The following is a 5261-nucleotide window of genomic DNA, read 5'->3' as shown; positions in this document are numbered from 1 at the left end:
ATGATCTTGCCCAAGACGAGGAGAACAGCCATGGCGCGCGAACGGCGCAAGTTCACGGCGGAATACAAGCAGCGGATTGCCCGGCTGGTGGTGGACGACGGGCTGAGGGTGGTTGATGTCTGCCGGGACCAGGATCTCGGTGAGACGGCGGTACGCCGCTGGGTCGATCAACTCAAGGCCGAACGCGGTGGTAGGCCGGGCGAAGGCCAGCCACTGACCGCGGAGCAGCAGCGGATCCGCCAACTCGAGCAGGAGAACCGCCAGCTCAAGGAGGACAAGGAGCTCCTAAAAAAAGCATCGGCCTTCTTCGCCCGGGAGTTGAAGTGATGCACCGCTGCATCACGCACCTGCGCGGAGAAGGCGACACCCGGCGCCTGTGTCACCTTCTCGGCGTGAGCCGCTCGGGCTATTACGCGGCCCACAGGCGCGCGCAGCGCCCCCGTGCGCGCTGCGCGGCCGGGGCGCATCTCGAGCGCGCGTTCGCGGCTTCGGGGCGCACCTACGGCAGCCGACGCCTGGCCAAGGCCCTGCAGGCCGACGGTGTCGCCGTGGGCCGCCACCGCGCGCGCACGCTGATGCGCGAGCGTGGCCTGCGCCCGGTGTGGCGACGGCGCTTCGTGGTCACCACGCAGCGTGACCAGCATGTGACCGTTGCCGACAACCACCTGGACCGCCAGTTCGACCCCAGCGGGCCGGATCAGGCCTGGGCCTCCGACATCACCTACATCCCGACGGCCACCGGGTGGAGCTATCTGGCGGTGATTCTGGACCTGTACTCGCGCAAGGTCGTCGGCTGGGCCGTGGATCGCCAGATGCCGGCCAATCTGGTCTGTGACGCCCTGCGCATGGCGCTCGCCCAGCGCCAGCCGGCGCCGGGGCTACTGCTGCACTCGGATCAGGGCTGCCAGTATACGAGCGACGCTTGGCAGCAACGGCTGGCCGATCACCGCATCCGCGCGAGCATGAGCCGCCGTGGCAACTGCTGGGATAACGCCGTGGTCGAGCGCTTCTTCCTGAACCTGAAAATGGAGCGCGTCTGGCAGCGCCGCTACGCCAACCACGGCGAGGCCCGGCGCGACATCGCTGACTATATCGTCAGCTTCTACAACGCGGTCAGAATCCACTCGACGCTGGGCTATCTGCCTCCCAACGTCTACGAACGACAAATGGCAGCCGAACCACCCATCGCGGTGTCCGAAATTACTTGACCACCACACTTACGGAGAGGACCCGTACAGCAAACCGCCCCCGCCTAAAGCCCCCACACCCGAGGAACCACCCCGCCCCCCCCAACAAAGTGCCGCTCCACGTCACACTCTCCATGTCAGACATGACAAAATGCGGCAATTGCACACGGATGCGCAGGCTGCCCATACTGCAGCCGTGTCCAGGGCATCGCGCCCGCACGCGCGGCTCTTAAGGAACGGATTTCAGAACCGTCGGGCGCGCACCGGAGTGGTGGCACGGAACCTGCTAAGTCATTGAGTGACTGGAGGGCAGGACCAGGGCGTGGACCGGGGCAACCCGGTTGGGCACACACGGCCACCCGGACAACTTCAGTACTGTTGAACGCAAATGGAGTTCACCCATGAAGAAGACACAGCAGGGCTTCACGCTCATCGAGCTGATGATCGTTGTTGCGATCATCGGCATCCTCGCCGCCATCGCCATCCCGGCGTATCAGGACTACACCCGGCGCGCTCAGGCCAGTGAGCTGATCTCGGTCGCTGCGCCCGTCAAGACCGCAGTTTCCGAGTTTGCCGTGGTCAACGGCTACCTCCCGAACGCGGGTAGCGTTAACTTTTCTAGCGTAAGCACGGACCTTGTGAGTGGCGTAACCTGGAACGGCGGTTCTATTTCCGTTACAGGCTCCGGCCAGCTGTCAAGTCTCACGATCAGCATGGACCCCACACTGAATTCCGGCTCCGTGACGTGGGAGTGCAACTCCTCCGGATCGGTCGAGTACGCCCCGAGCAGCTGCCAGTAAACGACGACGCTCAACCGAAGGGTGATATGATGGGGCCAATCAAATTGGCCCCATCTTCTTTTCCGGAAAGGCAATGTCCATCACTCATCCCCGCACGCCGCAACCCATATCTGAATTCTTTTCCGCGTTAGCACTACCCGTTTCTCTTATATTTTCTTTTTATATATTAAAAGCGGGGCTATCCGGAAGTTTCCTTTTTGACGACTTCTCGAATCTGGAACCTTTAGGTAGAGCCCATGGGCTAGTGGACTCGTACCATGAAATAATGTCTTTTCTAACGGGCAACATCTCCGGCCCTACCGGCCGCCCTGTATCCCTACTTACGTTTCTGATTAATCAGTACGGCTGGCCCGGCGACGCCACCTCCTTCCTTTGGACCAACCTGATGCTCCACCTTCTCACTGGAGTTGCTGTCTTTCAATTTACACGTCTCTGCATAAAAAGCGTGCGACAAAAAGCCGCCCAAGACAATGAACTCCAAAACAACCTTCTCCCCCTACTGGCGTGCTCTCTTTGGTTGATTTTACCGCTACAAATATCGACCGTCTTTTATGTCATCCAGCGCATGACGCAACTTTCCGCTCTTTTTACACTCGCGTCGCTTTCGCTCTATATTTCCGGCCGTCACGCTATTGAAAACAACCGCCCAAAGAGAGGCATTGCCTTTCTGGTCGCCTGCCCACTTGCTGCACTCATCGGGTTTTATGCGAAAGAAAATGCGGCCATCGCGCCCATACTCATCGTTATCCTAGAAGCCACGGTTCTTTCATCAAGCGACACATCCACGAAAAACCCCTTAATTAGGCGCCTAGTCGTTTTTTCGTACGGCATCGCGCCAATGGCCATTATACTTTTTTACTTGGCCATAAGCACCGCGAAATCTGGCGCGACATGGACGGCAGGATTCGGACGAGTCCTTCTTCAAGGAGAGGTCCTGCTGAACTACATGTATAAAATCCTCATCCCCCAAAACTCAACCTCTGGATTATTTTACGACAGCTTTATACCAATACCCCCCAGCACCGAAAATATCATAATTTCCGCAATCGGCTGGGCCACAATTGCAGCTTTAGTCATTATCGCGCTTTACGTGCGCAAACGATTCCCATTGATAGCACTTGGTTTTCTGTTTTTCTTTGCAGGCCACCTTATAGAATCTTCCGGGCTCTCCCTCGACCTCTACTATGAGCACCGAAATTACCTACCTTCTATAGGTCTTATCATCGCCGGCCTTAGAGGCATAAACATTCTATACAACCACAAGAAAAAACTCGCATTTGCCTTATTTGCCACTCTTTTTGCCGCCAACGCGGCACAGGCACACTTACGCGCAAGTTTGTGGGGCAAGCCGCAACTTGCAGCAACTGTTTGGACTATTGAAGCACCAAAGTCGTCATCTGCCTGGCTTCGCTTATCATTTGTTGCAAACCGCTACAACAATGTCATGACACTTCGATACGCGTTGACAGAGTGGCAAAAAAACGCCCCCTCCCTTCTGGCGCCTAGGCTACTTACCCTTCGCCTTAACTGCCCAAGGTCACCGCTTGACCCAGACCGTGTAAAAGCATTAATAACAATGGCCAAACATACCCCGGAGTTCAACGGTCTCAACCAATACCTTGAACCACTTATTCGGCAGGCGGCAAGCGGTGAGTGCGAGGGATTAAGTGTCGAACAGAGTTACTACATAATTAGAGCGCTACTCGACAATCCCAAATTCGGGATATGGCAGAAAAAATATTTATGGACGCTGGCAGGTTACATTCTTGCTAGCAAAGGGATCGGCCACGAGGCCTACAATGCTTTCAAGCAAGCGAACAAGCTAGTCTATGACCCCCGAATGAGGGAAAAACAGGAGTCTGGTCTCCGCATGGCGGGATTCCCTGAATTGGCAAAAGCCCTCGCGTCGGAGAGGTTCAAAAACGACCGCCCCACCCGGTTTGGGGAACTACATATCCGCACTCTCATGTCGCATATATTGGACTGGGATACAGCCAAACAGTCTGAGTTCCCGGTGCCGCCCGGCGATTCACACGCCAAACCTCAGAACCGCACAGGAAAAACCAAAGAAATACTTCTACCGGCTGGGTTGCCCAAATGACAAAGGAACCCCAAATCAAACTTATGGAACAATCAGGACGGGCATAATGACCAAGACACCCGCCCCCCAGAACCGCGTTTCGGTTATATTGCCAGCAAAGAACGAAGCAGATTCGGTCGCTTCAGTAATACATGCCATCCAGACGCATCTTTCCGCGCATGAAATCCTGGTGGTGGACGACGGCTCAAGTGACGAAACCGGTTCTATAGCAGCAAATGCTGGTGCGCGCGTGCTATCACGTCCATACAGCATGGGCAACGGCGCCGCGGTAAAACTAGGCGCACGTCATGCCGAGGGTGAAATATTCGTTTTTATGGATGCTGACGGTCAGCACGACCCCGCAGACATACAAGTTCTTCTCGACATCATGGAACGTGACGGCATGGACATGGTGATAGGAGCAAGACGCAGCGCATCCCAGGCGAACATAGGCCGCGGCATGGCTAATGCTTTATACAATCGTCTCGCCACCTATATGACAGGTCATGCAATACCCGACCTAACCTCCGGCTTCCGCGCGGTCCGCGCGGCGCCGTTCCGCAAGTTCCTTTACTTATTACCTAACGGATTTTCATATCCTACAACAATTACCATGGCGTTTTTCAGGGCCGGCTATACCGTAGAGTATGTTCCGATAACCGCACGGCAACGGAGCGGCCGCAGCCACATCCGCCCCATCCGGGACGGGCTACGGTTTCTTCTGATTATCTTTAAGGTCGCAACGCTTTATTCACCCTTAAAGATATTTGCTCCGGCGAGCGGCGGAATGTTTTTACTAGGTCTTGCGTATTATGCATTTACATATATCAGCCAGGGGCGTTTCACCAACATGTCGGCGCTACTCTTAACGACCGCCGTCCTAGCGTTCCTCATTGGCTTAGTCTCCGAACAGATCACGCAGCTGATGTACAAGGACACCGACCAAAACAGCATCCACACTGTGGACAATGACCACTAAAATCAGCCTAAATCGACGGGTCCTATTGGTCACCCGAAACCTGCCGCCGCTGATGGGGGGTATGGAACGCCTAGTTGTCAGGTCCCGGATGATTGCGCACCTGCCGAATGAATAGTTGCGGGTGGCTTTGTTGCCATTCCTTCAGCGCCTGTATCGGCGTTCGCTGGTGCAGCGCTTTCTGCGGTATGTGGTGATTGTACAGGTGGCAGTAGCGC

4 protein-coding genes and 1 pseudogene are annotated in these 5261 nt (G+C 56.0%); 4 read left to right on the top strand and 1 reads right to left on the bottom strand.

Annotation, left to right across the window (positions count from 1 at the left end):
• Positions 1-30: 30 nt before the first annotated feature.
• The 4 genes from ACEZHJ_RS00070 to ACEZHJ_RS00055 all read left to right on the top strand — a co-directional run bounded on the left by ACEZHJ_RS00070 (position 31) and on the right by ACEZHJ_RS00055 (position 5046).
• Positions 31-1208 (top strand): IS3 family transposase gene (locus ACEZHJ_RS00070; RefSeq protein WP_259201383.1). Its coding sequence is split into 2 segments (ribosomal slippage): positions 31-298 and positions 298-1208, totalling 1179 coding nucleotides; the frame shifts between segments, so codons are not numbered across the junction.
• Between the two features lie 380 nt (positions 1209-1588).
• Positions 1589-1987 (top strand): pilin, encoded by a 399-nt coding sequence (locus ACEZHJ_RS00065; RefSeq protein ID WP_163142246.1) that lies wholly within the window; start codon positions 1589-1591, stop codon positions 1985-1987.
• Between the two features lie 73 nt (positions 1988-2060).
• Positions 2061-4088, top strand: coding sequence for a hypothetical protein (locus tag ACEZHJ_RS00060; protein WP_163142249.1), 2028 nt, complete (start codon positions 2061-2063; stop codon positions 4086-4088).
• 46 nt (positions 4089-4134) lie between these two features.
• Positions 4135-5046, top strand: a complete 912-nt coding sequence (locus ACEZHJ_RS00055) for a glycosyltransferase family 2 protein (protein WP_163142252.1) — start codon at positions 4135-4137, stop codon at positions 5044-5046.
• 70 nt (positions 5047-5116) lie between these two features.
• On the opposite strand, the pseudogene ACEZHJ_RS00050 reads toward ACEZHJ_RS00055, so the two are convergent.
• Positions 5117-5261: pseudogene (locus ACEZHJ_RS00050) on the bottom strand (IS481 family transposase); the annotation flags it as partial.

Source organism: Arhodomonas sp. KWT2, assembly GCF_041949875.1.
GTDB classification, from domain to species: domain Bacteria; phylum Pseudomonadota; class Gammaproteobacteria; order Nitrococcales; family Nitrococcaceae; genus Arhodomonas; species Arhodomonas aquaeolei.
This window is presented reverse-complemented; position numbering and strand designations above follow the sequence as displayed.

Bases quoted from the DNA above. Each gene is read 5' to 3' on its own strand.
- ACEZHJ_RS00060 (WP_163142249.1), top strand. From the start codon at position 2,061: ATGTCCATCACTCATCCCCGCACGCCGCAACCCATATCTGAATTCTTT.
- ACEZHJ_RS00055 (WP_163142252.1), top strand. From the start codon at position 4,135: ATGACCAAGACACCCGCCCCCCAGAACCGCGTTTCGGTTATATTGCCA.
- ACEZHJ_RS00065 (WP_163142246.1), top strand. From the start codon at position 1,589: ATGAAGAAGACACAGCAGGGCTTCACGCTCATCGAGCTGATGATCGTT.